This is a genomic window from Luteimonas sp. MC1825 (genome assembly GCF_014764385.1).
Classification (GTDB): domain Bacteria; phylum Pseudomonadota; class Gammaproteobacteria; order Xanthomonadales; family Xanthomonadaceae; genus Luteimonas.
Genome location: NZ_CP061714.1, coordinates 1,859,069 through 1,882,733, shown reverse-complemented (window position 1 = coordinate 1,882,733; position 23,665 = coordinate 1,859,069). Strand labels below are relative to the sequence as shown.

Here is a 23,665-nt window from a genome sequence, read left to right as displayed (position 1 = left end):
TCCCTTGCACCGCGGGCCACGGCCATGGGACCATTCCGGGTCATGCAGCACACCGCCGCCAACGCCGTCGACATCCTGACCTCCGCCCGCATGGCGGCCGGGATGACCTCGCGCGCGCACCGACCGGACGCCCTCATTCGCGCGGGTTGAGACCGGATCGCCTGTATATCCGTTGTCCAGAGCCCGGCCCGAGCCGGGTTTTTTCGTTTCCAGCCCCATGGACCATGTCATGACCGCCCCGATCAAGCCCGCTCCAATCAAGCCCGCTCCAATCAGGCACTTCCTCAACACCCAGGACTGGAGCCGCGCGGAGCTCGACGCCGTGCTCGCCGACGCCGAACGCATGAAGCGCGACCGCCTCGGCGACGCCTTCAAGGGCAAGTCGATCGCCCTGCTGTTCTTCAATCCCTCGCTGCGCACGCGCACCAGCTTCGAGCTGGGCGCATTCCAGCTCGGCGGCCACGCGGTGGTGCTGCAGCCCGGCAAGGACGCCTGGCCGATCGAGTTCGACCTGGGCACGGTGATGGACGGCGAGGCCGAGGAGCACATCGCCGAGGTCGCACGCGTCCTCAGCCGCTACGTCGACATGATCGGCGTGCGTGCGTTCCCGAAGTTCGTCGACTGGTCGGTGGACCGCGAGGACCGCGTGCTGGCCGGCTTTGCGAAGTACGCCACGGTGCCCGTGATCAACATGGAAACCATCACCCATCCCTGCCAGGAGCTGGCGCATGCGCTGGCGCTGCAGGAGCACTTCGGCACGCGCGACCTGCGCGGCAAGAAGTACGTGCTCACCTGGACCTACCACCCCAAGCCGCTCAACACCGCCGTCGCCAACTCGGCGCTGACCATCGCCACCCGGCTGGGCATGGACGTGACGCTGCTGTGCCCCACGCCGGAGTACGTGCTGGACGAGCGCTACATGGGCTGGGCGGCCGACAACATCGCCGGGAGCGGCGGCTCGCTCACCGTCAGCCACGACATCGACAGCGCCTATGCCGGCGCCGACGTGGTGTACGCCAAGAGTTGGGGCGCGCTGCCGTACTTCGGCAACTGGGCGCCGGAGAAGCCGATCCGCGACCAGTACCGCCACTTCATGGTCGACGAGGCCAAGATGGCGCGCACCAACGATGCCGTCTTCAGCCACTGCCTGCCGCTGCGGCGCAACATCAAGGCCAGCGATGCGGTGATGGATTCGCCGCGCTGCATCGCCGTCGACGAGGCCGGCAACCGCCTGCACGTGCAGAAGGCGGTGATGGCGGCACTGGCCAGGCAGTAATCCGGCAGCGCGCGCCCGCGCGCACCCTGCGGCACCGACTCCCCCCCACGTCCAGATCGAGCGGCATCCATGAACACCCCCGAGACATCCAGAGACATCGTCCTCGCCTTTTCCGGCGGCCTCGACACCAGCTTCTGCGTGCCGTGGCTGAAGGAGCAGGGCTGGAACGTGCACACCGTGTTCGCCGACACCGGCGGCGTCGACGCCGACGAGCGTGCGTTCATCGAAAAGCGCGCCGCCGAGCTGGGTGTGGCGAGCCATCTGACCATCGACGGCGGCCCCGCGATCTGGGACGGCTTCGTGAAGCCGTTCGTGTGGGCCGGCGAGTGCTATCAGGGCCAGTACCCGCTGCTGGTCTCCGACCGCTACCTGATTGTCGACGCCACCCTGGCGCGCGCGCGCGACCTCGGCACCAACGCCATCGCGCACGGCTGCACCGGCATGGGCAACGACCAGGTGCGTTTCGACCTGGCGGTGAAGGCCTCGGGCGATTTCCGCATCGTGGCGCCGATCCGCGAGATCCAGAAGGAACACACGCAGACGCGTGCCTACGAGCAGGAGTACCTGGCTCAGCGCGGCTTCGGCGTGCGCGCCAAGCAGCGCGCCTACACGATCAACGAGAACCTGCTCGGGCTGACCATGTCCGGCGGCGAGATCGACCGCTGGGAAGCCCCGGGCGAGGGCGCACGCGGCTGGTGCGCGCCGCGCGCGGCGTGGCCCGAGCAGACGCTCAGCGTGGCGCTGCGCTTCGTCAACGGCGAAGCGGTGGCCATGGACGGCGAGGAGATGCGCGGCGAAACGCTGCTGGCGCGCCTCAACACCATGTTTGCGCCGTACGGCGTGGGCCGCGGCATGTACACCGGCGACACCACGATCGGCCTCAAGGGCCGCATCGTGTACGAGGCGCCGGGTCTGACCGCGCTGCTGGTCGCGCACCGCGCGCTCGAGGAAGCGGTGCTCACCAAGCAGCAGAACCGCTTCAAGCCCGACGTGGCGCGCAAGTGGGTGGAACTGGTGTACGAAGGCTTCTTCCATGACCCGCTGAAGACCGACCTCGAGGCGTTCCTGGCCTCGTCGCAGGCGACCGTCAATGGCGAGGTGGTGCTTGAAACGCGCGGTGGCCGCGTCGACGCGGTCGCGGTGCGCTCGCCGCACATCCTCAACGCCAGCGGCGCGACCTATGCGCAGTCGGCCGACTGGGGCGTCGAGGAGGCCGAGGGCTTCATCAAGCTGTTCGGCATGAGCTCCACGCTGTGGGCGGAGGTCAACCGCACGTGAGCCACGTCGGCGACCCGCTGCTGGATGCCGTGCTGCGCCACCTGCGCGCGCTGGTGGCGTTCGACACCCGCAACCCGCCGCGCGCGATCGACAGCGGCGGGATCTTCGACTACATCCGCGCCCAGCTGCCGGATTTCGAGGTGACGGTCAGCGACCACGGCGCCGGCGCGGTGTCGCTGTTCGCGCGCCGCGGCCGGCCGGCGCTGCTGTTCAACGTGCACCTGGACACCGTGCCGGATTCGCCGGCATGGACCGCCGACCCGCACGTGCTGCGCGTGGAGGACGGGCGCGCGATCGGCCTCGGCGCCTGCGACATCAAGGGCGCCGCCGCGGCGCTGATCGCCGCGGCGCAGGCCAGCGACGGCGATGCCGCATTCCTGTTTTCCAGCGACGAGGAAGCCAACGACCCGCGCTGCATCGCCGCGTTCCTGGCGTCCGCGCACGGCTTCGACGACGTGCTGGTGGCCGAGCCGACCGGCTGCGAGGCGGTGCTCGCCCACCGCGGCATCGCCGCCGTGCAGCTGCGCTTCCACGGCGAAGCCGGCCACGCCTCGGGCGCGCAGGCGCTCTCGGCCAGCGCCGTGCACAAGGCCATGCGCTGGGGCGTGGACGCGCTGGCGCTCGCCGAAGGCGAGGCGCACCAGCGTTTCGGCGGCCTGACCGGCCTGCGCTTCAACATCGGCCGCGTCGAAGGCGGCATCAAGGCCAACGTGATCGCGCCCGCGGCCGAGGTGCGCTTCGGCTTCCGCCCGCTGCCGTCGCAGGACATGGACGTGCTGCACGCGCGGTTCGCCGCGCTGGCCGCGGAAGGCAGCGAGTACCTCGCCACGTTCTTCGGACCGTCGCTGCCCGCCGGTGACGTGTCCGCCGCCGAGGAGCGCCGCCTGGCCGCGCGCGACCTCGCCGACGGGCTTGGCCTGCCGATCGGCAACGCCGTGGATTTCTGGACCGAGGCCTCGCTGTTCTCGGCCGCCGGCCTCAACGCCATCGTCTTCGGGCCCGGGCAGATCGCCCAGGCGCATACCGCCGACGAATGGGTTTCGCTCGACCAGCTCGCACGCTACGCCGGCGCCGTGCACGCCATCTTCTCGAAGGCCACATGAACGCAACGCCCGCCATGCAGAACGTCCACCGCCAGACCCGGCAGACCATCGTCCGCCTGCTGTCCGGCATGGGCAGCGCCAAGGAAATCAGCCAGTACCTGAAGCGCTTCTCGCAGCTCGATGCCGCGCGCTTCGCGGTGGTGAAGGTGGGCGGCGCGGTGCTGCGCGACCAGCTCGACGAGCTGGTGTCGTCGCTGGCGTTCCTGCAGCAGGTCGGCCTGACGCCGATCGTGCTGCACGGGGCCGGGCCGCAGCTCGACGAGGCCATGCGCGAGGCGGGCATCGACAAGCGCGTGGTCGACAACCTGCGCTATACCGATGCCGAAGGGCTGGCCATCGTGCGCCGCGTGATGCGCGAGGAGAACCTGCGCCTGGTGGAGGCGCTGCAGGCCGAGGGCGTGCGTGCCACGTCGATCCAGTCCGGCGTGTTCGAGTGCGCGTTCCTCGACCGCGAGCGCTACGGGCTGGTCGGCAAGGTGGCGCGCGTCGACACCGATGGCGTGGCGGCGGCCATCAAGGCCGGCTCGATTCCGGTGATCGCCTCGCTCGGCGAGACCGCGCAAGGCCAGATCGTCAACGTCAATGCCGACTGGGCCGCGAATGAACTGATCAAGACGCTGCAGCCGTACAAGATCGTGTTCCTCACCGGCACCGGTGGCCTGCTCGGCGCCGATGGCGAGGTGATCGACTCGATCAACCTCAGCACCGAATACGACGAGTTGCTGGCCCAGCCCTGGCTGCACTCCGGCATGCGGGTGAAGATCGAGCAGATCCACGACCTGCTGATGGCGCTGCCGCATTCGTCGTCGGTGTCGATCACCCGACCCGGCGAGCTCGCCAAGGAACTGTTCACCCACAAGGGCTCCGGCACCCTGGTGCGGCGCGGCGAGCGCGTGCTGCGCGCGGAGCGCTGGGACCAGCTGGACCTGCCGCGGCTGCGCACGCTGATCGAGTCGGCGTTCGCACGTACGCTGGCCGTTGACTACTTCGATCGCACGCCGCTGCTGCGCGCCTACGTCAGCGAGCACTACCGCACCGCGGTGATCCTCACCGAAGTGGATGGCGTGCCGTACCTCGACAAGTTCGCGGTGCTCGACGACGCGCAGGGCGAAGGCCTCGGGCGCGCGGTGTGGCAGGTGATGCGCGAGGAAACCCCGCGCCTGTTCTGGCGCTCGCGCCACGACAACGCCGTCAACATCTTCTACTACGCCGAGTCCGACGGCTGCTACAAGCAGGCGAAGTGGAAAGTGTTCTGGTACGGCCTGCAGGCGTTCCCCGACATCGAGCGCGCGGTGGCGCATTGCGCGGTGCGCCAGCCGACGCTGCTTGATCCTGCGCCGGGTGCGGCAGCGGCGGTGCAGCATGGTTAAGTCGGTCGGCATCGTTGGCGCGCGCGGCCACACCGGCGCCGAGCTGATCCGCCTGCTCGCCGCGCACCCGGGTTTCGAGCTCGCGTTCGTGTCCTCGCGCGAACTCGACGGCCAGCCGGTGTCGGCGCACGTACCCGAGTATCGCGGCGAACTGCGCTACGCCAACATCGCGCACGAATCGCTTGGCGGATACGCCGTGGACGCCTGCGTGCTGGCGCTGCCCAACGGCAAGTCGGATGCCTGCGTCGCCGGCCTGGCCGGGCAGGGTGCCGACCCGGTGATCGTGGACCTGTCGGCCGACCATCGCTTCGACGACGCCTGGTATTACGGGCTGCCGGAACTGACCCGGAGCACGTATGCCGGGCAGCGGCGCATCGCCAACCCGGGCTGCTACGCCAGCGCCATGCAGTTCGCCATCGCGCCGATGCTCGACCAGCTCGAAGGTCCCGTGCAGTGTTTCGGCGTGTCCGGATTCTCCGGCGCCGGCACCTCGCCGTCCGACCGCAACGATCCCGGCAAGCTGCGCGACAACCTGATGCCCTACGCGCTGGTGGATCACCTGCACGAGCGCGAGGTCACCCGCCAGCTTGGCGCGCCGGTCGAGTTCATGCCGCACGTGGCGCCGCACTTCCGCGGCATCACGCTCACCGCCAACCTGCACCTGCGCGCACCGGTGACGCTGGAAGCGGTGCGCGCGCGCTACCACGCCCGCTATGCCGGCGAGCCGCTGCTGCGGGTGGTGGATGACGCGCCGTGGGTGAGCGCGATCGCCGGCCGCCACGGCGTGGAGGTCGGCGGCTTCACGCTGTCGGCCGACGGCCGCCGCCTGGTGGTGGTGGCCACGCTCGACAACCTGCTCAAGGGCGCCGCCACGCAGGCGCTGCAGAACCTCAACCTCGCCTTCGGCTATCCCGAGACGCAAGGCATTCCGCTCGACTGATCCCGCTGGAACCGACATGTCCGACCTTCTGTGGCAAAAGCCCGGCGTCAGCGTCGACACCGCGATCCAGGCCTTTTTGGCCGGCGACGACGTGGTGCTGGACCGCGAGTTCTTCCTGAACGACATCGAGGCCAGCCGCGCGCACGCGCAGGGCCTCGCGCGCATCGCCATCCTGGCCAATGACGAATTGGCCGGCATCGAGCGCGAACTGGATGCGCTGGCAGGCGATTTCAGCGCCGGCCGCTTCGTGCTCGACGACCGCTACGAGGACGGCCACTCGGCGATCGAGGCGCGCCTCACCGAGCGCCTTGGCGACGCCGGTCGCCGCATCCACACCGGGCGCAGCCGCAATGACCAGGTGCTGGTGGCGACGCGGCTGTGGCTGAAGGCGCAGCTGGCGCGCACGCAGGCGCTGTGCGTGGAGGTCGCGGGCATCGCGCTCGACCGCGCCGCGGCAGAGCGCGACGTGCCGCTGCCCGGCTACACGCACCTGCAGCGCGCCGTGGTGTCGTCGCTGGGCATGTGGTGGTCGTCGTGGGCGGAGGCGTTCATCGACAACGCGGCGCGCGCGCGCGACACCCTGGCCTGGATCGACGCCAATCCGCTCGGCAGCGCGGCGGGCTACGGCGTGAACCTGCCGCTCGACCGCGACCACACCACCGCTGCGCTCGGCTTCGGGCGCATGCAGGTGGCGGCGACCTACGCGCAGCTGTCGCGCGGCAAGTTCGAAATGGCGGCGCTGGAAGCGCTGTCGAGCGCCATGCTCGACCTGCGCCGGCTGGCGTGGGACCTGAGCCTGTTCACCGCGGCCGAGTTCGGTTTCGTGGCGCTGCCGGCGCAGTACACCACCGGCAGCTCGATCATGCCCAACAAGCGCAATCCGGACGTCATCGAGCTGATGCGCGCGACCTACGCCAGCGTGGCCGCGGCGCGCTGCGAGATCGAGCAGCTGCTTTCGCTGCCGTCCGGCTACCACCGCGACCTGCAGCTGTCGAAGGGCGCGCTGTTCCATGGCTTCGGCAAGGGCCTGCAGGCGTTGGCGCTGCTGCCGGACCTGCTGCGCAACCTCGACTGGAACACCGACCGCATGCGCGCCGCGCTGGAGCCGTCGATGTACGCCACCGACCTCGCCGTCGACATGGCGCGCGCGGGCGTGCCGTTCCGCGATGCCTATCGAGCGGCCGCGGATCCGGCGCGTTGGGCCGAAGGCGATCCGGCTGCCAGCCTGGCCGCGCGGGTATCGCCGGGGGCCGCGGGTGACCTGTGCCTGGAGGAATTGCGCGCGCGGCTGCAAGCACTCCAATGAGCATGGCCCCGCGGAAGCGGCGCACGCGCGCGACGGCGCGCCCGCTCAGCCTGGCCCTGCAGGGTGGCGGCGCCCATGGCGCGTTCACCTGGGGCGTGCTCGATGCCCTGCTCGAGGACGGCCGCTTCGACCCGTGCGGCGCCAGCGGCACCAGCGCCGGCGCCATGAACGCGGTCGTGCTTGCGCATGGCCTGCTGGAAGGTGGCCGTGATGGCGCGCGTGAAGCGCTGTCTCGCTTCTGGAGCGCGGTGGGCGGCAATGCGTCGCTGCTGCACGTCGGCGCCGGTGCAAGCAATGGCCGGCCCTCGCCGATGGCTTCGCTGATGCTGCAGTGGAGTGGTTTCCTCGCACCTGCGCAGTTCAATCCCATGGGCTACGACCCGCTGCGCGACATCGTCGAGGCACAGGTCGATTTCGAACGCCTGCGCGCAGAGCCGGGCTTCGACCTGTTCATTGCCGCGACCCACGCCAATACCGGCCGCCTGCGGCTGTTCCGCACCGCCGAAATCAGCGCCGATGCGGTGCTCGCCTCGGCCTGCCTGCCGGCGCTGTACCAGGCCGTGGAGATCGACGGTGAGCCGTACTGGGACGGTGCCTTCGCCGCCAACCCGCCGGTCTTGCCGCTGCTCGCCGAGTGCAGGGTGGACGACGTGCTGATGGTGCTGCTCAACCCCGCGACCCACGGCGCCACGCCGCGCACCGCGTCCGACATCCGCGACCGCTCGCAGGTGCTGGCGTTCAACGCCGCGTTCCTGGCCGAGATGCGCAGCCTGGTGCGCATGCGCGAGTTCATGCGCCGCTCGATCGTGCCGTGGCTGGTGAAGGAGCATCCGGTCCGCCGCAAGCGCCTGCACCTCATTGCCGACGATGCGCTGATGGCCCGGCTCGACAACGATTCCAGGTCGACCACCAGCCTGCCGTTCCTTGAAACCCTGCGCGACCACGGCCGCAGTTGCGCACAGGCGTGGCTTGCCGGCGACGCGATTTCGGTTGGCAAGCGTTCGACGGTGGATGTCGCCGGCTTCCGGTAAGCGTCGGCACCTGGCGTATGCCGGGTGGTTCGGCAGCGTCAGGCAGTGGTGGCACGCTGCCAGGCATCCTCAAGATAGCGGGGCTTGCAGGCCTGCCAGGCACCCAGCAGCATCACCACGGCACTTGCGGCGAGCATGGCGAAGGGCCAGGCCCAGCTGCCGGTGGCCTCATGCAGCAGCCCGAACAGCAGCGGGCCCAGGCAGGCCAGCGTGTAACCCATGCCTTGGGTGAAGCCGGACAGCGCGGCGGATCCGGCCGGCGTGCGCGTCCGCTTGTTGAGCAGAGTCAGCGCCAGCGGGAAGGTGCAGCCGCCGAGGCCAAGCAGGGACACCCAGATGAGCGGGACGGCCATCGGAGCAAGCAGCAGGCCCACGTAAGCCACCACCTGGCAGGCGGCGCAGGCGAGGACGATCGGGAAGGGGTTGCGCATGCGCACCGCGATCGCCGGCATCACCAGCGCGCCAAACAGGCCCAGGCCTGCGAACAGGGCGACCATCGCGCCGCCGAAGGCCGGGCTGGCGCCGGCGTCGGTCAGCAGCTTGGGCAGCCAGGTGAACAGGGCGTAGGTCATCAGCGAGGTCATGCCGAACATCAGCGCCATGCCCCAGCCGATCGCGGTGCGCCAGGTGCGCACGCGCGGGGGCGGGGCGGCGAGTTCGGGGGCGCCGTCGCCGGGCAGCACGGCGCGGTCGTGGACGCGTGCCAGCGCGGAATCGGCGCGGCGCTCGATCCACAGCACGCCCAGCCAGGGCAGCATCGCCGCCACCGCGACCAGGGCCCATGCACCCAGGGAAATGCGCCAGCCCACCGCGGCGGCCACCGGGACGGCCAGCAGCGCCGGTAGGATCGTGCCCATCTGCAGCACCGCGATGTACAGCGTGCTGACCACGCCGATGCGCGTGGCGAAGTAGCGCTTGACCAGTGGCGGCAGCACCACGTTGCCAATGCCGGCGCCGGCCAGGGCCACCACCGAGCCGGCGATCAGCACCGGAGTACCGGGCGCGAATGAGCGCAGCACGAGCCCGGCCGCGGCCAGCGCCATGGCCAGCAATACCGTGCGCTCCAGGCCCGCGCGATGCGCGATGGCCGGGGTAGCCACCCCGAACACCGCGAAGGCGGCGCTCGGCAGCATGCCCAGCACGCCCGCCATGGTGGCGCCGAAGGCGAACTCGCGGCCCAGGACGTCCAGCAGCGGCGTGATGGAGGTGACGGCGGTGCGCAGGTTGAACGCGGACAGCACGATCCCGGCGAGCACCAGCGCCGCGCCCGCGCCGAGGGCGGGTGTGGACGATGCCCGGGCCGCTGCTGTACGCATGGGGGAGGGAACTCCAGGAGGCCGCGCGCGGCGCGGAAACGAAAAGACCGGCCGATGGGGCCGGTCTTCGCTTGCTATCACCGAGTGGTCGGGGAGACAGGATTCGAACCTGCGACTTCTACGTCCCGAACGTAGCGCTCTACCAGGCTGAGCTACACCCCGAGTCGGTGAGCCGCGCATTTTAGGAGTCGCGGACGCGAAGGGCAAGCCCCTTCTCGTCGGCCGTGCCGGGGATGCGCCCGCAGTCGCTAGAATGCGGGGCTCACCGGTCCACCTTGTCCCCGGAGTTTCCCGCCTTGATCAAGCCACGCACGCCCCCGGGCGTCATGGAGCTGCTGCCCCGCGACCAGATCGCCTTCCAGCGCATGCTCGACACCATACGCGGCACCTTCGAGCGCTTCGGCTTCCTGCCGGTGGAAACCCCGGTGTTCGAGCTGTCCGAGGTCCTGCTGACCAAGACCGGCGGCGAGACCGAGCGCCAGGTGTATTTCGTGCAGTCCACCGGTGCGCTGGGCAAGGCGGCCGAGGCCGGCGGTGCCGAGGGCGTGCCGGAGATGGCGCTGCGCTTCGACCTGACCGTGCCGCTGGCCCGCTACGTGGCCGAACACGAACACGACCTCGCGTTCCCGTTCCGCCGCTACCAGATGCAGCGCGTGTACCGCGGCGAGCGCGCCCAGCGCGGCCGTTTCCGCGAGTTCTACCAGTGCGACATCGACGTGATCGGCAAGGACACGCTGTCGCCGCGCTTCGACGCCGAGATCCCGGCGGTGATCCATGCGGTGTTCGAAGCGCTGGGCATCGGCGCGTTCACCATCCAGCTCAACCATCGCAAGCTGCTGCGCGGCTACTTCGAGGGCCTGGGCATCGAAGGCGACCGCCAGGCGGCGGTGCTGCGCGAGATCGACAAGCTCGACAAGCGTGGCGAAGACGCAGTGCGTGCGACGCTCGAAGGCGAGGGCTTTGGAATTGCTGCGGACGTCGTGGAACGGCTGATGGCGTTCTCGCGCGTGCGCTCCACGGGCCACGACGACGCGCTGGCGCGGCTCGATGCGCTCGGTGCCGGCACCGCGCTGTTCGAGGAAGGCCGCGACGAGCTGCGTGCGCTGCTCGGCACGCTGAAGGCAATGGGTGTGCCCGAGGCGCGTTACGCGATCAACCTGTCGATCGCGCGCGGCCTGGATTACTACACCGGAATGGTCTACGAGACCGTGCTCGACGAAAACCCGGGTATCGGCTCGATCTGCTCGGGCGGACGCTACGAAGATCTCGCCGGCCACTACACCAAGTCGAAACTGCCCGGCGTCGGCATCTCGATCGGGTTGACGCGGCTGTTCTGGCAGCTTCGCGAGGCAGGGCTGGTCACCACGGCGGAGAGTTCGGTGGATGCGCTGGTCACGCTGTTCGACGACACGGGACTGGAACATGCACTGGCGTTGTCGCAGCGCCTGCGCGCGGCCGGCCTGAACGTCGAAACGCAGCTGGAGCCGCGCAAGCTCGCCAAGCAGATGCAGTACGCCGACCGCGCCGGCATCCGCTTCGTGGTGATCCGCGGCGACAACGAGGCCGAGCGCGGCGTGGTGGCGGTCAAGGACCTCCGCCGTGGCGAACAGTTCGAGGTCGCGGAAGCCGAGCTGGCGCGGACGCTGCTGGTGGAGCGCGAACAATGGAAGGTGCAGCGTGGGCAGTGACGTGATCCGCCTGGATGGGCTGTCGCTGACGCGCGCGCAGCTGGTGGCGGTGGCGCGTGGCGCCAGCGTCGCGCTGGATGAGTCCGCATTGACCGCCGTCGCCCGTGCCGCCGATTTCCTCGCCGAGCAGGTACGCCGCGAGGAGCCGATCTATGGCGTGTCGACCGGCTTCGGCAGCAACGCCGACAAGCTGCTCGGTGCGCATCCGCTGCGCGACGAGCTGCCGGGCGCCAGGCCATCCGGCCGCTCGCTGCACGAGGAGCTGCAGCACAACCTGATCATCACCCACGCGGTGAACGTCGGTGAGCCGCTGGCCGCCGACGTGGTGCGCGCGATGCTGTGCATCCGCATCAACACCCTGCTGCGCGGGCACTCCGGCATCCGCGTCGGCACGCTGCAGGCCATGGCCGCGATGCTCAACGCCGGCATCGTGCCGGTGGTGCCGGCCCTTGGCTCGGTGGGTGCCTCGGGCGACCTGTCGCCGCTGTCGCACCTGGCGATCGTGCTGCTTGGCGGTGGCGAGGCCTTCGTCGAAGGCGAGCGCATGGCCGGTGCCGAGGCGCTGCGCCGCGCCGGCCTGGCGCCGCTGCAGCTGTCGTACAAGGAAGGCCTGGCGCTCAACAACGGCACCGCGCAGATGCTGGCGACGGGCGTGCTGGCGGTGGCGCAGCTCGAAGACCTGCTCGACACCGCGGACCTCGCCGCAGCGATGACCATCGATGCCTTCGCCGGGCGTCTGGGCGCGTTCGCCGAGGACGTGCATGCGCTGCGCCCGCATCCGGGCCAGGTGGCGGCCGCCGCGCAGCTGCGCGCGCTGCTTGAAGGCTCCACGCTGGCCGACATCCCGTACCACCTCGTGCCGCGTTTCCGGCAGTGGCTGCCGTCGAGTTGGGACGATGCCGAGGCGCAGGCGCTCAATTTCGACATCGGATGGGACTGGGTGCCGCTGGGCCAGCGGCATGGCCGCGAAAAGTTCTACGACCGCTTCCGCCCGTTCCGCGGCGGCAAGAAGCACCAGCCGCAGGACAGCTATTCGCTGCGCTGCGTTCCACAGGTGCACGGCGCGGTGCGCGATGCGGTTGCACAGGCCGCGCGCGTGCTCGAGGTCGAGCTCAATTCGGTCACCGACAACCCGCTGGTGTTCCCGGACAAGGTCGCCGAGCACGTCGAGGAGCAGGTGATCTCCGCCGGGCACTTCCACGGCATGCCGCTCGCGCTGGCGATGAGCTACGTCAAGGCCGCGATCCCGGTGCTGGCCTCGATCTCCGAGCGCCGCCTCAACAAGCTGGTCGACCCGGCCACCAATGACGGCCTGCCGGCGTTCCTGATCGGCAACGAGGACGGCACCGAATCCGGCTTCATGATCGTGCAGTACACCGCCGCCGCGATCGTCAACGACCTCGCCAGCCGCGCCATGCCGACCAGCGTGTATTCCATCCCGACCTCGGCCAACGCCGAGGACCACGTGTCGATGGGCGCCAACGAGGCCCGCCACGTGCTGGCCATGGGCGCCGACCTCGGCAAGGTGCTCGCGCTCGAGCTGTACACCGCAGCGCAGGCGTTGGACCTGCGGCGCGGCATGATCAATGCCGCCCGTGACCTGGCGCGGCGCGTCGACGCATCGGCGTTTGCCGCGAAGGTGCAGGCCGGCGCATTGCCGGATGCCGCGGCGCAGGCGAAGTTCATCGCCGAGGTCGACGGCCTGCGCGGCGAGCTCGCGGCCGCGGAGGCGTTCCACCCCGGCAAGTCCGTGGCGGCGGCGCATGCCGTGATCCGCGCGCGCATCCCGTTCCTCCACCGCGACCGCGCGCTGGATGGCGAAGTCGCCGCCGCAGTGAAACTGGTGGAAGAGGGCGCGCTGTTGGGCGCCATCCCGCGCACCGGCGCCAGGGCTTGAACCTGCCGCTGCACTTCGGCTGGATCGGCGCGTTCGAAGCGGGACTGATCGCACTGCTGGTCGGGGTGCTGGCCTACGCGCTCTTCCACTCCATCGGCGTGCGCCAGCGCTGGACGCCCGGCCACGCCATCGGCTGGGCCTGCCTGTCGGCGGTGGTCATCGGCGCCGGCATCGACATCTGGCACCTGTTCTACCTGGGCGTGGTTAAGCTGGAGTCGCCGGTGTATGCGCGCATCGCACTCGCCAGGATCCACGACCCCAACGGCCTCGGCACCCGCGTGCTGATGGAGATGGTGGGGGCGATCTGTGGCGTGGCGCTGGCCTGGATCGTGGCCGAGCGGCGCGGCAGGTAGCCAAACGTGGCGCCCGAGACCGTCCCGCCGCAGGCCGTGTAGGGGATTTCCCGAACTGCGGAACAGCCCACGTCCCGCGCCCCGGATGGCGCTAGACTCGGCGCGTGCAAGGAAGCACGCCATGGCACCCGACTCCGCCGCAATGGCGCGAGGGTGGGCCTATTAATACCGGCACAAGGAAGGAACATGAAGCATTTCCTCGCAGTCGCCTTTCTCTCGCTGCTTGCGATACCGGCGCGGAGTCAGGATCCTCCCAAGCTTCAGCTTACGTGTGATGCATCTGCATCACTTCTGGATCTCCGGGTCAATGTGCCTGCAATCGCCCCCAGGCAAAATGTCGAGAGTGAAGAAATCGATATCTCCTCATTGGTCGTGTTCGAACCCGGGGATGGGCATCAAAACGTTCGCCGGACAGGCACGCGAACGGAAAGCAGGATCTGTGGAAGCCTGCTTGTCCGGATCAGTGCGGGTTACTACAACGCCAACCCGCAGGGCGAGCGTGGCGCTGCAGACGACTACCCCTTGATTGAGGTTGAGAGCGGCGGAAGACTTCTGCTGGGTCCTGTTGCGCTCGGGGTCTGCGAAGCCGGTAGCGCCCGCCAGGATGCCTTCGCGAAGTGCCCAGAAGAGTGGGCGACGGAGGTGCGCATCCGTGCGAGGTCAGAAGGCGGCCACGACGTGGAATTGCAGCACGTCTATGGCGAGCGCAGATTCATGCCGCCCAACTAGTAAGGTCTTGTAGGTGTTGACAACCCAGGACAGGGCGGGGGGCAAGGATTGCCGTGGAATACATAGAAATCACGCAAGCAGAGTACAAGAGGCTCGCAGCGAATCTGATCATGCATACCGAGGCGTTCGAGGCGCGTGCGTATGATCTTCGAGATGGCGCTGCAACCATCGGGTTCGGCTATACGTTCAACAGAGCCAACAACGTTGAGCTTTGGGAACGAGCGAACATCCAGCTGGACGAAACGCAACGTCGGCATCTGGAGCGGATTGATGCCGCCACGACCAACGCAGAGCGAACCAGGTTGGGCCTCCGGTTTGCTCGCGCACTAACGCGCGAAGAAGCCCGCGATCTCCTGGAGCTGGCATCGATCCCGGAGTACGAAGATCCGGCGAACAGCCTAGGCATGCCGTATTCAAAGGAAAGAGCCGTTCTGGTATCTGTCACCTATAACCGCGGACAACATGCCGTCAGGACCCGAATGGAAGGGTTTGCCGAGGCGATTCGTGAGGGAGATCGCGCTGAGGCCTGGTACCAGCTCCGCTACAACAGCTGGGGGTCGAACCCGGGCGCAGAACGTGGCTTGCGCAAGCGACGAGGCATGGAAGCGGCGATCTTTGGACTGTACGACGACCCCGCGAATATCAGTCCCGAAGAGGCGCTCAGCGTCTATGGCATGTTCCAGCTGCACCGCGACAGCATCAGGGCGCTGGAGTCGGCGTGGGGCGTCAGCTTCGAAGGTGTGCCAAGCCGGCTCGACGTAATCGGTCTGGCGAATAGAGACTACAGGGAACTGCTTCTCGAGTCTGGCCCGGTGCCGACAATCAATGCTGCGCTGGAGCCGGCCAAGCGCGCCTTGCTGCATGGGTTGCGCGGCGAGTTCCCAGAAGTTGCTGACCGTCTTGACGCCGGGATCCTGGATGCCACTGCAATTCATGTAGATCCTGGTCGCCAACTTCGTCTCGGAGATCGGCTTACCGTGGCGCAGAGAAATTCGACATCAGAACGCGTCGACACCGATCGCGCCCATGCCCTCGATGGCACAGTGGCGCGCGCCGGTGTGGAGGTCGGCAGGAACGACTTGCTGCTTGGCATGGGGGGTGACGACACTTTGGTCGGCGGCCGCGGCCATGACATTCTGATCGGCGGGGCGGATCAGGATCAGTTGCTGGGGGGAGTTGGTTTCGATACCTATCTGGTTGATAGCGGCGACGTGGTCAGGGACGAAGATGGGCTTGGTCAAGTTCATTGGGATGGCAAGACGCTGGGCGGTGGTGCGCAAGCGCCGGCAGACCCGGAGGGTATCTACCGGAGCAGCGACGGCTGTCATACCTACCAGCTCGATGGCACTGATCTACTCGTGACGCTGCAGGGTGGCGCGGCGATTCGTGTAGCAGGTTTCGACAACGGGAATCTCGGGATCAGTCTGGATCCCGGTAACGGGCAGGATGTCGCAGACCTCGTCATGTATCACGAGGTTGACGAGCAGTTGTCGGCAGCGAATGCTGAGCGCGAAATTGCAGAGCCGGCCTCCAAGCTCGAGCAAGTCACCGCCGACGTGTTGCGCGACCTCCGGTGCGCCGGCATGACCGGGGTGACCCATGTCCGGGCCAGTGTCGGGTGCTCCGCCGGCAAATCCAATCCCGAAGCCAGGCTCGTCGCCTGGCAGGGAGACCCTCGCGATCCCGCTACGCGCTGGAGCGTGACGTCGGTGCAGGATGTCGCTGGCGTCGATGTGGACGAGATCCTCCGACAGTGCAATCGCTCTGTCGACAGGCCGGGGCAATCGCCGGAGCTTGCTTCCCTTCAACAAGTGGCACCCCGGCACGCTGGGCCCGGAGCCCCCTAGGCAGCCCTCCGGTCGCTCCCCGCAATAGCCAATGAACGAGCGGGCTTGCGCCGCCTCGAGCGCTGTGCATAATGTACTAACGCATTAACACGCTGGAACAATGAAGCAACGCCCGCTCACACTGTCGAGGAAGGACGCCGATGCCGGATTCCAGGCACTGGCGGAGGCGCTCGCCGCGCTCGACAACCCGTCGGACGTGGCGGCGTTCCTGCGCGACCTGTGCACTCCGGCCGAGCTGGAGGCCATGTCCGATCGCTGGCGCGTGGTGCCGCTGCTGCTTGAAGGCGTGCCGTATCGCGAGATCCACGAACGCACCATGGTCAGCGTGACCACCGTCGGGCGCGTCGCCCGCACGCTGGAGCAGGGCGAAGGCGGCTATGCCGCGGCCGTGCGTCGCCAGTTTCCCCGCCTCGCCGAATCCCACTGAAGGCCCCCGCCATGAGTCCTCCCGTCGCCGCGCCGCGCCGCGATCGATTGCGCATCGCCATCCAGAAATCCGGTCGCCTCGGCGAGCCGGCGCGCGCGCTGCTCGCGTCCTGCGGGCTGTCGTGGCGCGAGAGCCGCGACCGCCTGTTCTGCTACGGCGAGTCGCTGCCGGTGGACCTGCTGCTGGTGCGTGACGACGACATTCCCGGTCTGCTCGCCGACGGCGTCTGCGACTACGGCATCGTCGGGCGCAACGTGCTGGACGAATACTCGGCCGAGCGCGCGGCGCGGGGCGGCGCTGCGGCGGCGCGCGAGCTGCGGGCGCTGGGCTTCGGTGGCTGCCGGCTCGATATCGCGCTGCCGGAAGGCCAGGCATGGGACGGGCCTGCGCAGCTCGAAGGTGCGCGCATCGCCACCAGTTACCCGGCGTTGCTGCGCCAGTGGCTGCAGGCGAATGGTGTGTCCGCTTCGGTGGTCACGCTGTCGGGGTCGGTCGAGATCGCGCCGCGGCTGGGGCAGGCGGATGCGATCTGTGACCTGGTGTCCAGCGGCGCGACGCTGTCGGCAAACCAGCTGGTGCCGGTGGCGACGTTGCTGCGCAGCGAGGCGGTGCTTGCCGGGCCGCCGCAACCGTTCACCGACGCCCGCGCCGACCTCGCGCAGTTGCTGCTGCGCAGGCTGGATGGCGTGCTGAAGATCCGCGACAGCCGGCTGTTGCTGTTCCAGGCGCCGCGCAGTGCGATGCCGGGGCTGATGAAGCTGCTGCCGGACGCCGAGCCGCCGACGGTGCTGCAGGTCGATGGCGCCGACAGCCTGTCGCTGCAGGCGCTGTGCCATGGCGCGATGACCTGGCAGCGGCTGGAAGACCTGAAATCCGCCGGCGCCAGCGGCCTGATGGTGCTGCCGGTCGAGAGGACGCTGGCATGAGGCGACTGCGCTGGTCCACGCTGGATGCCGATGCGCGCAGCACAGCGCTGCGCCGGCCCACGCAGGCAACGTCGGACGCGACCGCGCGCTCAGTCGCGGCCATCATCGAGCAGGTGCGGCTGCGTGCCGACGCGGCCCTGACGGAGTACGCACGCCAGTTCGACGGTGTCGATCTGGAGGCGTTGGCGGTGGGCGACGACGAGTTCCTCGCCGCGCAGGCGCATGTCTCCGATGCCCTTCGCGGTGCGATGACCGCGGCAAAGGCACGCATCGAAACCTTCCACCGCGCCGGCATGCAGGGCGACTACGCCGTGGAGACCGCGCCGGGCGTCACCTGCGAGCGCGTCGTGCGGCCGATCCGCCGCGTCGGCCTGTACGTGCCCGCCGGCAGCGCGCCACTGCCGTCCACCGCGCTGATGCTCGGCGTGCCCGCAAGCCTCGCCGGTTGCGCGGACATCGTGCTGTGCACCCCGCCACGCGCCGACGGCAGCGCCGATCCGGCGGTGCTGGTGGCGGCCGCTCTGTGTGGCATCACCCGGGTCTTCAAGATCGGCGGCGCGCAGGCGATCGCGGCGATGGCCTGCGGCACGGCGAGCGTGCCGTCGTGCGACAAGGTGTTCGGGCCGGGCAACGCCTACGTCACCGAGGCCAAGCGCCAGGTGGCGCAGGCCGGCCTGGCGGCGATCGACATGCCCGCGGGGCCGTCGGAGGTGCTGGTGATCGCGGATGCCGGTGCCGATGCCGCGTGGGTCGCGGCCGACCTGTTGTCGCAGGCGGAGCACGGGCCGGATTCGCAGGTGCTGCTGCTGTCGGACAGCGAGGCGTTGCTCGAGCGCGTGGGTGTCGAACTCGAGGCGCAGTTGGCCGCGTTGCCGCGTGCGGCGATCGCGCGCGAGGCGCTGTCGGCGTCGCGACTGGTGCTGGTGGACACGCTCGACGAGGCGTTCGCGATCAGCAACGACTACGCGCCGGAGCACCTGATCCTGGCGTTGCGCGCGCCGCGCGACTGGCTCGATCGGGTCGCGGCCGCAGGCTCGGTGTTCCTGGGTGACCACACCCCCGAAGCGCTCGGCGACTACTGCAGCGGTACCAACCACGTGCTGCCGACCGGCGGCGCGGCGGCGGCCTGGAGCGGGGTGAGCGTGGCCAGCTTCCAGAACTTCGTGAGCGTGCAGTCTGCGACCGCCGCGGGCATCGCCGCGATCGGTCCGGACGCGGTCGTGCTGGCGGAAGCCGAAGGCCTCGAGGCGCACGCCAACGCGGTGCGTCTGCGGCTGCAGGCGCCACGGCAGGCATGCGCATGAGCGCGGCCATCGACCTGCTGCGCCCGGACCTGCGCGGATTCGCGGGCTATCGCTCCGCGCGCGGTGAAGTGGCGCGCGGCGATGTCTGGCTCAATGCCAATGAAAGCGCGTGGCCGAACCCCGGCGATGCCGGCGGCGGCACCAACCGCTACCCGGAGCCGCAGCCCGCCACACTGCGCGCCGCGCTGGCTTCGCTGTACGGCTGCGAGCCCGACCAGTTGCTGGTCGGCCGCGGCAGCGACGAGGCGATCGACCTGCTGGTGCGCGCGCTGTGCCGCGCCGGCATCGACGCGGTGCTGGCCACGCCGCCGGTGTTCGGCATGTATGCGGTCAGCGCGCGGCTGCAGGGAGCGCCGTTGATCGAGGTGCCGCTGCGCGACGCCGATGCCGGATTCGAGCTGGATGCCGATGCCCTGGTCGCCGCGGCCGTGCAGGGCAACGCGCGGATCGTGTTCCTGTGCTCGCCATCCAACCCGACGGGCGGCGCGATCCCGCTCGCGCTCGTTGCCGACATCGCGGCGCGGCTCGCCGGCCGCGCGCTGGTGGTGGTCGACGAGGCCTACGCGGAGTTCGACACCCAGGCGTCGGCGACCACGCTGCTGGCCAGCTGCGCCAACCTGGCCGTGCTGCGCACGCTGTCCAAGGCGCATGCGCTTGCGGCGGCGCGGATCGGCTGCGTGATCGCGGATGCCGACCTCATCGCCGCGCTGCGCGCCTGCCAGGCACCCTATCCGGTGCCGGCACCGTGTGCGGCGCTGGCCCTGGCGGCGCTGGCGCCGGACGCGCTGGCCACCACCCGCGCACGCGTGGACCTGGTGGTCGCCGAGCGCGAACGCATGCGCCTTGCGCTGGCCGGCCTGCCCGGCGTGCGCCGGGTGTATCCGTCGGCCGGCAACTTCCTGCTGCTGCGCTTCGCCGATGCCGGCGCCGCGCTCGCCGCGCTGCAGGCGGCCGGCGTGGTGGTGCGCGACCAGCGCGCTGTCGCCGGCCTTGACGATGCGCTGCGCATCACCATCGGCACGGCGGCCGAGAACGACCGCGTATTGGCCGCGCTGGGCGCGGCGGGGAGCACACCATGACTCCGATCCTGTTCGTCGACCGCGACGGCACGCTCATCGAGGAGCCCGACGACCTGCAGATCGACGGCCTGCACAAGCTGCGCTTCTGCCGCGACGTGGTGCCGGCCCTGCTGCGCCTGCGCGATGCCGGCTACCAGTTCGTCATCGTCAGCAACCAGGATGGGCTGGGCACCGACGCCTTCCCGCAGGAGCACTTCGACGCGCCGCAGGCGCTGATGATGCAGGTGTTCGAGAGCCAGGGCATCGTCTTCCGCGACGTGCTCATCGACAGCAGCATGCCGGCCGACAACGCGCCCACGCGCAAGCCGGGCCTTGGCATGGTGATGCCTTACCTCAAGGACCGCGGCATCGACTGGGCGCGTTCGGCGGTGGTCGGCGACCGCGAGACGGACATGCAGTTCGCGGCAAACCTCGGCATCCGCGGCTTCCACCTGCGCACGGCGAGGTTTGGTGGCGAATGGGACTGGCCGGCGATCGCGCACGCGCTGGTCGATGCCCCGCGCCGCGCCAGCGTGGTGCGCGAAACGCGCGAGACCCGCATTCGCGTGGACATCGACCTGGACAGCGTGGCGGAGCCCGCCATCGCCACCGGCCTGGCGTTCTTCGACCACATGCTGGAGCAGATCGGCAAGCACGGCGGCATCGCGCTGCGGGTGCAGGCCGAAGGCGACCTGCACATCGACGAACACCACACCGTCGAGGACACCGGGCTGGCGCTGGGCCAGGCGCTGCGCGAGGCGCTGGGCGACAAGCGTGGCATCGGCCGCTACGGCTTCACGCTGCCGATGGACGAGACCCTGGCCAGCGCGGCGCTGGACTTCGGCGGGCGGCCGTACCTGGTGTTCGACGGCGTATTCCGGCGCGAGCGCGTCGGCGACCTGCCGACCGAACTGGTGGCGCACTTCTTCCGCTCGCTGTGCGATGCCTGCGGCTTGAACCTGCACCTGCAGGTCATGGGCGACAACGACCACCATAAGGTCGAAGCCTGCTTCAAGGCCTTCGCGCGGGCGCTGCGGCAGGCGGTCGCGCGCAGCGGCCAGGTGCTGCCCAGTACCAAGGGCACGCTGTAGCCATGGACGTGGTCATCATCGATGCCGGCGGCGCCAACCTGGGCTCGGTGCGCTACGCGCTCGAGCGGCTCGGCGCCAGGCCTCGCATCGCCCGCGATGCCGATGGGCTGCGTGGCGCCGCACGCGTGATCCTGCCGGGTGTCGGTGCCGCCGCGCCGGCGATGCGGCTGCTGCGCGAGCGTGGTTTCGACACGGTGCTGCGCGAGCCGACGGTTCCGCTGCTGGGCATCTGCCTGGGCATGCAGCTGCTGTTCGAGGACTCCGAGGAGGGCGACGTGCCCTGCCTCGGCCTGCTGCGCGGCAGCGTGCGGCGGCTGGCGCCGGCGCCGGGCCTGCGCGTCCCGCACATGGGCTGGAACCGGCTGCGCATGCGCGGCGATTCGCGGCTGATGGCCGGCATCGAGGACGGGGCATGGGTCTATTTCGTGCATGGCTACGCTGCGCCCGTGACAGGCGACTGCGTGGCCGACTGCACGCACGGTACGTCGTTCGCGGCAGTGGTGGAGCAGGACCTCGTGGCCGGCGCGCAGTTCCATCCCGAGCGTTCGGGGGCAGCCGGCGCGCGGCTGCTGCACAATTTCCTTGGAGCGCGTGCATGAGGTTCAACGTCTATCCCGCGATCGATGTCCGCGATGGCCGCGTGGTGCGACTGGCGCAGGGCGACTACGCGCGCGAGTCGCGCTACGCGGATGCGCCGCTGGATCTGGCCATGCGCTACGCCGAAGCGGGTGCCCGCTGGCTGCACCTGGTCGATCTCGACGCGGCACGTGCCGGCGGCTACACGCTGGCGCCGCTGCTGTCGCGCATCAAGGCGCAGACCGGCCTGTCGGTGCAGACCGGTGGCGGCGTGCGCAGCGAGGGCGATGTCGACGCGATGCTGGACGCCGGCGCGGACCGCGTGGTCATCGGCTCGCTGGCGGTCGCCCGGCGCGACATGGTCGCAGGCTGGGTGGCGCGGCATGGCGCGGCGCGGATCGTGGTCGCGCTGGACGCGCGCCAGGCAGCCGACGGGCAGTGGCGCCCAGCCACACACGGATGGACCGAGGACGCCGCGGAGACACTGGACGCGCTGGTCGCGTTCCATGCCGGCGCCGGGCTGCAGCATCTCCTGTGCACCGACATCGGCCGCGACGGCATGCTTTCCGGCCCCAACCTTTCGCTGTATGCGCGCCTGCGCACGCTGGCCCCGACGCTGCGGCTGCAGGCCAGCGGCGGAGCCCGAGACGCCGACGACATCGCCGCGGCGCGCGCCATCGGCTGCGACGGGATCGTGCTCGGCAAGGCGCTGCTGGAAGGCAGGCTCGGCCTGCACGACGCGCTTGCGCTTGATGACGCAGCCGCATCCGGGCAGGCGCCGCCATGCTGAGCCGCCGCATCATTCCCTGTCTCGACGTGCAGGACGGACGCGTGGTGAAGGGCGTGCGCTTCCGCGACCACGTCGACGTCGGTGACATCGCCACGCTCGCGCAGCGCTACCGCGACCAGGGTGCCGACGAGCTGGTGTTCTACGACATCGGCGCCAGTCCGCGCGGGCGCAGCGTCGACATCGCATGGATCGAGCGCCTGGCGCGGCTGCTGGATATCCCGTTCTGCGTCGCCGGCGGCATCCGCAGCGTCGACGACGCGCGCCGCGTGCTGCACGCGGGCGCCGACAAGATCTCGATCAACACGCCCGCGCTCGAGCGTCCGGCGCTGGTCACCGAGCTGGCGGACGCGTTCGGCGTGCAGTGCGTGGTCGTCGGTATCGACTCGCTGCGCGAGGCCGACGGCAAATGGCGCGTGCGCAGCCACACCGGCGATGCGGCGGCGATGCGCGCCCCCGGGCGGGGCACGCTTGACTGGATCGAGGAGGTGCAGGCGCTCGGTGCCGGCGAGGTGGTGCTGAACTGCATGGCCAGCGACGGCGCGCGTGTCGGCTACGACATCGAACAGCTGAGCGCCGCGCGCAAGGCATGCCAGGTGCCGCTGGTGGCATCGGGTGGCGCCGGCGCGATCGCGCACTTCGCCGAAGTGTTCCGCGAGGCTGACGTCGATGCGGCGCTGGCCGCCAGCGTCTTCCATTCCGGCGAAATCGCCATCCCCGTTCTCAAACAGGCCCTGCGCGCGCAGGGCATCGAGGTGCGCGATGCGTGACGCCATGCCGGCGCTGGACTGGGACAAGGGCGGCGGGCTGCTGCCCGCGATCGTGCAGGATGCGCGCACGCGGCAGGTGCTGATGCTGGGCTGGATGAACCCCGAGTCGCTTGCGGCCACGCAGGAGAGCGGCCTGGTCACCTTCTTCAGCCGCAGCCGCCAGCGCCTGTGGATCAAGGGCGAATCCAGTGGGCACCATCTGAAGCTGGTGGCCATCGAGGCCGACTGCGATGCCGACACCCTGCTGGTCACGGCGGAGCCGCAGGGACCCACCTGCCACCTGGGCCGAGACAGCTGCTTCGCAGGGGCGACGGGCAGCGCGCTTGCGCACCTCGACCGGGTCATCGAAGGCCGTGCCGCCAGCATGCCCGAAGGCAGCTACACGACGCGGCTGCTGGCCGGCGGCATTCGCCGCATCGCGCAGAAGGTCGGCGAGGAAGGCGTGGAGACCGCGCTGGCCGCGGTGGTCGAGGACGACACCGCGCTGCTGGGCGAAGCCGCCGACCTGGCGTACCACCTGCTGGTCCTGCTGCGTGCCCGCGGTCTCGGGTTGTCCGATCTCGACCAGGTGCTGCGCGCGCGCAACGCCTGA

The 23,665-nt window shown here is 69.8% G+C and carries 22 protein-coding genes and 1 tRNA gene; 21 read left to right on the top strand and 2 right to left on the bottom strand.

Translation table 11 applies throughout. The features are described 5' to 3' along the window. The first annotated feature begins 229 nt into the window (after positions 1-229). From IDM46_RS08715 to IDM46_RS08685, 7 genes are all read left to right on the top strand, one after another. Positions 230-1,276: an N-acetylornithine carbamoyltransferase gene (locus IDM46_RS08715; protein ID WP_185115488.1), complete on the top strand. Its 1,047-nt coding sequence runs from the start codon at positions 230-232 to the stop codon at positions 1,274-1,276. Between the two features lie 69 nt (positions 1,277-1,345). After that, complete coding sequence (locus IDM46_RS08710; protein WP_185115487.1) at positions 1,346-2,554, top strand: argininosuccinate synthase; 1,209 nt, start codon at positions 1,346-1,348, stop codon at positions 2,552-2,554. Positions 2,555-2,571: 17 nt separating this feature from the next. Continuing rightward, positions 2,572-3,657: an acetylornithine deacetylase gene (locus IDM46_RS08705; RefSeq protein WP_185115588.1), complete on the top strand. Its 1,086-nt coding sequence runs from the start codon at positions 2,572-2,574 to the stop codon at positions 3,655-3,657. Further along, a complete protein-coding gene (locus IDM46_RS08700) occupies positions 3,654-5,027 on the top strand; it encodes an acetylglutamate kinase (protein WP_185115486.1) in 1,374 nt (457 codons plus the stop codon). The genes IDM46_RS08705 and IDM46_RS08700 overlap by 4 nt, the downstream gene beginning before the upstream one ends. Next, positions 5,020-5,967, top strand: a complete 948-nt coding sequence (gene argC / locus IDM46_RS08695; protein WP_185115485.1) for an N-acetyl-gamma-glutamyl-phosphate reductase — start codon at positions 5,020-5,022, stop codon at positions 5,965-5,967. Before IDM46_RS08700 ends, argC begins: the two co-directional genes overlap by 8 nt. 16 nt (positions 5,968-5,983) lie before the next feature. After that, the gene (gene argH, locus IDM46_RS08690) at positions 5,984-7,273 is read left to right on the top strand and encodes an argininosuccinate lyase (RefSeq protein ID WP_185115484.1); all 1,290 of its coding nucleotides are present in this window, start codon (positions 5,984-5,986) and stop codon (positions 7,271-7,273) included. Between the two features lie 2 nt (positions 7,274-7,275). Next, on the top strand, positions 7,276-8,304 hold the full coding sequence (locus IDM46_RS08685; protein WP_185115483.1) for a patatin-like phospholipase family protein: 1,029 nt from the start codon (positions 7,276-7,278) through the stop codon (positions 8,302-8,304). A gap of 38 nt (positions 8,305-8,342) precedes the next feature. Here the strand turns inward: IDM46_RS08685 and IDM46_RS08680 are convergent, their stop codons facing one another. After that, entirely contained in the window at positions 8,343-9,620 is a 1,278-nt protein-coding gene (locus IDM46_RS08680; protein ID WP_182820548.1) for an MFS transporter, read from the bottom strand. Positions 9,621-9,705: 85 nt separating this feature from the next. Continuing rightward, positions 9,706-9,782: transfer RNA gene (locus IDM46_RS08675), tRNA-Pro, on the bottom strand. Positions 9,783-9,916: 134 nt separating this feature from the next. Here IDM46_RS08675 and hisS point away from each other — a divergent pair. The 14 genes from hisS (at position 9,917) to hisIE (ending at position 23,665) form a co-directional block, all read left to right on the top strand. Next, positions 9,917-11,308, top strand: coding sequence for a histidine--tRNA ligase (gene hisS, locus IDM46_RS08670; protein WP_185115482.1), 1,392 nt, complete (start codon positions 9,917-9,919; stop codon positions 11,306-11,308). After that, the gene (locus IDM46_RS08665) at positions 11,298-13,205 is read left to right on the top strand and encodes an aromatic amino acid lyase (RefSeq protein WP_185115481.1); all 1,908 of its coding nucleotides are present in this window, start codon (positions 11,298-11,300) and stop codon (positions 13,203-13,205) included. The genes hisS and IDM46_RS08665 overlap by 11 nt, the downstream gene beginning before the upstream one ends. Then, positions 13,202-13,558: a hypothetical protein gene (locus IDM46_RS08660; protein WP_185115480.1), complete on the top strand. Its 357-nt coding sequence runs from the start codon at positions 13,202-13,204 to the stop codon at positions 13,556-13,558. Before IDM46_RS08665 ends, IDM46_RS08660 begins: the two co-directional genes overlap by 4 nt. Before the next feature lie 186 nt (positions 13,559-13,744). Beyond that, complete coding sequence (locus IDM46_RS08655; RefSeq protein ID WP_182820552.1) at positions 13,745-14,287, top strand: hypothetical protein; 543 nt, start codon at positions 13,745-13,747, stop codon at positions 14,285-14,287. A gap of 53 nt (positions 14,288-14,340) precedes the next feature. After that, positions 14,341-16,134, top strand: a complete 1,794-nt coding sequence (locus IDM46_RS08650; RefSeq protein WP_223877941.1) for an XVIPCD domain-containing protein — start codon at positions 14,341-14,343, stop codon at positions 16,132-16,134. A gap of 100 nt (positions 16,135-16,234) precedes the next feature. Next, positions 16,235-16,561, top strand: a complete 327-nt coding sequence (locus IDM46_RS08645) for a YerC/YecD family TrpR-related protein (protein ID WP_182820553.1) — start codon at positions 16,235-16,237, stop codon at positions 16,559-16,561. 11 nt (positions 16,562-16,572) lie between these two features. Then, entirely contained in the window at positions 16,573-17,487 is a 915-nt protein-coding gene (hisG, locus tag IDM46_RS08640) for an ATP phosphoribosyltransferase (protein ID WP_182820554.1), read from the top strand. Continuing rightward, positions 17,484-18,791, top strand: a complete 1,308-nt coding sequence (hisD, locus tag IDM46_RS08635; RefSeq protein ID WP_182820555.1) for a histidinol dehydrogenase — start codon at positions 17,484-17,486, stop codon at positions 18,789-18,791. The genes hisG and hisD overlap by 4 nt, the downstream gene beginning before the upstream one ends. After that, entirely contained in the window at positions 18,788-19,870 is a 1,083-nt protein-coding gene (hisC, locus tag IDM46_RS08630) for a histidinol-phosphate transaminase (protein ID WP_182820556.1), read from the top strand. The genes hisD and hisC overlap by 4 nt, the downstream gene beginning before the upstream one ends. After that, a complete protein-coding gene (gene hisB, locus IDM46_RS08625) occupies positions 19,867-20,940 on the top strand; it encodes a bifunctional histidinol-phosphatase/imidazoleglycerol-phosphate dehydratase HisB (protein WP_185115479.1) in 1,074 nt (357 codons plus the stop codon). The genes hisC and hisB overlap by 4 nt, the downstream gene beginning before the upstream one ends. A gap of 2 nt (positions 20,941-20,942) precedes the next feature. Continuing rightward, positions 20,943-21,539 (top strand): imidazole glycerol phosphate synthase subunit HisH, encoded by a 597-nt coding sequence (gene hisH, locus IDM46_RS08620; RefSeq protein ID WP_185115478.1) that lies wholly within the window; start codon positions 20,943-20,945, stop codon positions 21,537-21,539. Further along, a complete protein-coding gene (locus IDM46_RS08615; RefSeq protein WP_185115477.1) occupies positions 21,536-22,306 on the top strand; it encodes a HisA/HisF-related TIM barrel protein in 771 nt (256 codons plus the stop codon). Before hisH ends, IDM46_RS08615 begins: the two co-directional genes overlap by 4 nt. Continuing rightward, positions 22,300-23,073 (top strand): imidazole glycerol phosphate synthase subunit HisF, encoded by a 774-nt coding sequence (gene hisF / locus IDM46_RS08610; RefSeq protein ID WP_182820560.1) that lies wholly within the window; start codon positions 22,300-22,302, stop codon positions 23,071-23,073. Before IDM46_RS08615 ends, hisF begins: the two co-directional genes overlap by 7 nt. Then, on the top strand, positions 23,066-23,665 hold the full coding sequence (gene hisIE / locus IDM46_RS08605; protein ID WP_185115476.1) for a bifunctional phosphoribosyl-AMP cyclohydrolase/phosphoribosyl-ATP diphosphatase HisIE: 600 nt from the start codon (positions 23,066-23,068) through the stop codon (positions 23,663-23,665). The genes hisF and hisIE overlap by 8 nt, the downstream gene beginning before the upstream one ends.

Excerpts from the sequence above, each read along its gene's own strand:
- IDM46_RS08715 (WP_185115488.1), top strand. The coding sequence starts at position 230 with ATGACCGCCCCGATCAAGCCCGCTCCAATCAAGCCCGCTCCAATCAGG.
- IDM46_RS08710 (WP_185115487.1), top strand. The coding sequence starts at position 1,346 with ATGAACACCCCCGAGACATCCAGAGACATCGTCCTCGCCTTTTCCGGC.
- IDM46_RS08700 (WP_185115486.1), top strand. The coding sequence starts at position 3,654 with ATGAACGCAACGCCCGCCATGCAGAACGTCCACCGCCAGACCCGGCAG.
- argC (WP_185115485.1), top strand. The coding sequence starts at position 5,020 with ATGGTTAAGTCGGTCGGCATCGTTGGCGCGCGCGGCCACACCGGCGCC.
- argH (WP_185115484.1), top strand. The coding sequence starts at position 5,984 with ATGTCCGACCTTCTGTGGCAAAAGCCCGGCGTCAGCGTCGACACCGCG.
- IDM46_RS08685 (WP_185115483.1), top strand. The coding sequence starts at position 7,276 with ATGGCCCCGCGGAAGCGGCGCACGCGCGCGACGGCGCGCCCGCTCAGC.
- IDM46_RS08680 (WP_182820548.1), bottom strand. The coding sequence starts at position 9,620 with ATGCGTACAGCAGCGGCCCGGGCATCGTCCACACCCGCCCTCGGCGCG.
- IDM46_RS08655 (WP_182820552.1), top strand. The coding sequence starts at position 13,745 with ATGAAGCATTTCCTCGCAGTCGCCTTTCTCTCGCTGCTTGCGATACCG.
- IDM46_RS08645 (WP_182820553.1), top strand. The coding sequence starts at position 16,235 with ATGAAGCAACGCCCGCTCACACTGTCGAGGAAGGACGCCGATGCCGGA.
- hisG (WP_182820554.1), top strand. The coding sequence starts at position 16,573 with ATGAGTCCTCCCGTCGCCGCGCCGCGCCGCGATCGATTGCGCATCGCC.
- hisD (WP_182820555.1), top strand. The coding sequence starts at position 17,484 with ATGAGGCGACTGCGCTGGTCCACGCTGGATGCCGATGCGCGCAGCACA.
- hisC (WP_182820556.1), top strand. The coding sequence starts at position 18,788 with ATGAGCGCGGCCATCGACCTGCTGCGCCCGGACCTGCGCGGATTCGCG.
- hisB (WP_185115479.1), top strand. The coding sequence starts at position 19,867 with ATGACTCCGATCCTGTTCGTCGACCGCGACGGCACGCTCATCGAGGAG.
- hisH (WP_185115478.1), top strand. The coding sequence starts at position 20,943 with ATGGACGTGGTCATCATCGATGCCGGCGGCGCCAACCTGGGCTCGGTG.
- IDM46_RS08615 (WP_185115477.1), top strand. The coding sequence starts at position 21,536 with ATGAGGTTCAACGTCTATCCCGCGATCGATGTCCGCGATGGCCGCGTG.
- hisF (WP_182820560.1), top strand. The coding sequence starts at position 22,300 with ATGCTGAGCCGCCGCATCATTCCCTGTCTCGACGTGCAGGACGGACGC.
- hisIE (WP_185115476.1), top strand. The coding sequence starts at position 23,066 with ATGCGTGACGCCATGCCGGCGCTGGACTGGGACAAGGGCGGCGGGCTG.